Below are 2088 nucleotides of genomic sequence, written 5' to 3'. Positions count from 1 at the left end.
ATTTTAGCAAGCCCCGCGAGGCGGGCAGCCCGCGCTCGCCGCTCACCTGCGACGATATAGAAAAAACCGTCGCCCGCGTTTTCGGCGGTAATCGGCTGGATGACTCCGTTCTCGCGGATAGAATCGGCAAGCTCGCGCAGCGCCGCCTCGTCAAACTCGGTGCGCGGCTGGTGTGGATTCGGGCGCAACAGGTCGAGCGCGACGAGCAGGCTGCCGTTCTCGTCCCGTTCCACGCCGGGCGGTAGTTCCGCCGGACGGCTGGGAAAAGGAGCCGCGCCGGTGTCACCGAGCAGGGCGTCGAGCCCCCGTCCGAGCACTGTTTTAGTCACGGGCGATAACCTCTTCGGCGAGTTTGTCGTAGCTCCGTGCGCCGAGGCAGCGCCGATCGTATTTGCACACCGGCAAGCCGTGGGACGGCGCTTCGGAGAGGCGCACGTTTCTCGGAATAATCGTCGAATAGACGATGTCTTTGAAAAGGTTTTTTACGCTCTTCACCACTTCGTTCGCCAGACGGATGCGCGAGTCATACATGGTGAAAAAGATGCCGCCTATAGAGAGCCCGGTATTCAGGTTCTGCTGTATCCGGCGCACCGTCTTAATCAGCAGCGAAATCCCCTCAAGCGCGAAATATTCGCACTGCATGGGAATCAGCAGTTTGTCGGCGGCGCTGAGCGCGTTTACGGTCAGTACGCCGAGCGACGGCGGACAGTCGATAAGGATATAGTCGTACTGTTTTTTGAGCGGGGACAGCGCGTCCCGCAGATAGTATTCCCGCTCAGTGTCCGCGGCAAGCTCGATAGCCGCGCCGGATAAATCCTCTGAAGCCGGAATCGCGTCCAGCCGGTCGACGACCGTGTGCCGGACGACCTCTTTGGCGCTCGCTTTTCCGGCGATAAACTCGTACACCGTCGGCTTTTCGTTTGAAATGCCGACGCCGCTCGACATATTGCCCTGTGAATCAAAGTCGACCAGTAAAACGCTCTTGTTTTTGAGCGCCATATACGCGCCGAGGTTGATAACCGACGTGGTTTTGCCGACGCCGCCTTTTTGATTCACAAAAGCAAAAACACACCCCATAACGATAACTATAGCGTTTTTTCCCGATAAAGTACAGACAGCGCGTCGACTTGCGTTGCCTTTAGCCGCGCGCGGCTACCGAGAGGGTTTTATCGGCGGTTTCCGCATAGTTGTCTGCCGAGCGATTCATCGAAGGACGAAAGGCATTGTGTCCCGCCCATATCAGAGGCAGCGATAAGGGTAGCAGAGCGTCTGTTAGACCGTCAGATGAGCGCCTGTCGGTCGGGCAGATAAAAGGCGGAAACCATAAGGCAAGGCACAGAGGCGAAAACAAAGAAAGTCGGCGTTAGGGGTGGACGTATAGAGCCGTCGTAATACGGATAAACAGTCGCCCGTGTCTGAAGCGCTGACACGGGTATGTTTCGACCTCTGACACGGGTATGTTTCGACCTCTGACACGGGCGTGTTTCGACCCCTGACACGGGCGTGTCACGACCTCTGACACGGGCGTGTTTCGACCCCTGACACGGGCGTGTTTCGACCTCTGACACGGGCGTGTTTCGACCCCTGACACGCGCCGCAAGCCGCCTCCAGCGCTTCCCTGACTTTCCCCGCATCCCCGCCATTTTCTGCTATAATGCCGCTCACCGCGTCATAGCCGAGACGCGGCACGTATGCGGCGGCGAAGGCGAGCGAGGCGTCCAGCAGGGCGGCGCAGCGTTCAGGGACGGCTTCCAGCGTTTCGACGCACTTGGCGCGGAATATGGCGGCGGCGCGGCAGAGCAGTTCGAGGCTTTCCAAGAGGGAGTCGGCGACGAGCGGAAGGAAGGCGTTCAGCTCGAACTCGCCGCGTGAGGCGGCGATGCTCAGGGCGCAGTCGTTTGCCATAACGCGAATGCCGCACTGAATCACCATTTCGGGGACGACGGGGTTTTCTTTGCCGGGCATAATCGTGCTGCCGCGCTGCAGGGCGGCGAGCCGTATCTCGCCGATTCTGCCGCGGGGTCCGCTGTTCATAAGGCGCAGGTCGCCCGCGATTTTCGACAGGTTCACCGCCAGCGCCTTGAGCAG

3 protein-coding genes are annotated in these 2088 nt (G+C 59.7%); all 3 read right to left on the bottom strand.

Annotated elements, in window-relative coordinates; genetic code table 11:
• Positions 1-329, bottom strand: a 329-nt coding sequence (locus tag AWU74_RS05230) for a ParB N-terminal domain-containing protein (protein WP_162504862.1), incomplete at its 3' end; no start/stop codon positions are given.
• Positions 322-1077, bottom strand: coding sequence for a ParA family protein (locus tag AWU74_RS05225; RefSeq protein ID WP_062328333.1), 756 nt, complete (start codon positions 1075-1077; stop codon positions 322-324). The genes AWU74_RS05230 and AWU74_RS05225, both read right to left, overlap by 8 nt.
• A gap of 429 nt (positions 1078-1506) precedes the next feature.
• A partial coding sequence (locus AWU74_RS05220; protein WP_306701011.1) for a lyase family protein occupies positions 1507-2088 on the bottom strand: 582 nt, incomplete at its 5' end.

Source organism: Treponema endosymbiont of Eucomonympha sp. (assembly GCF_001028545.1).
The sequence above is the reverse complement of the archived record's forward strand: the minus strand, read 5'-3'. Positions and strand labels throughout refer to the sequence as shown.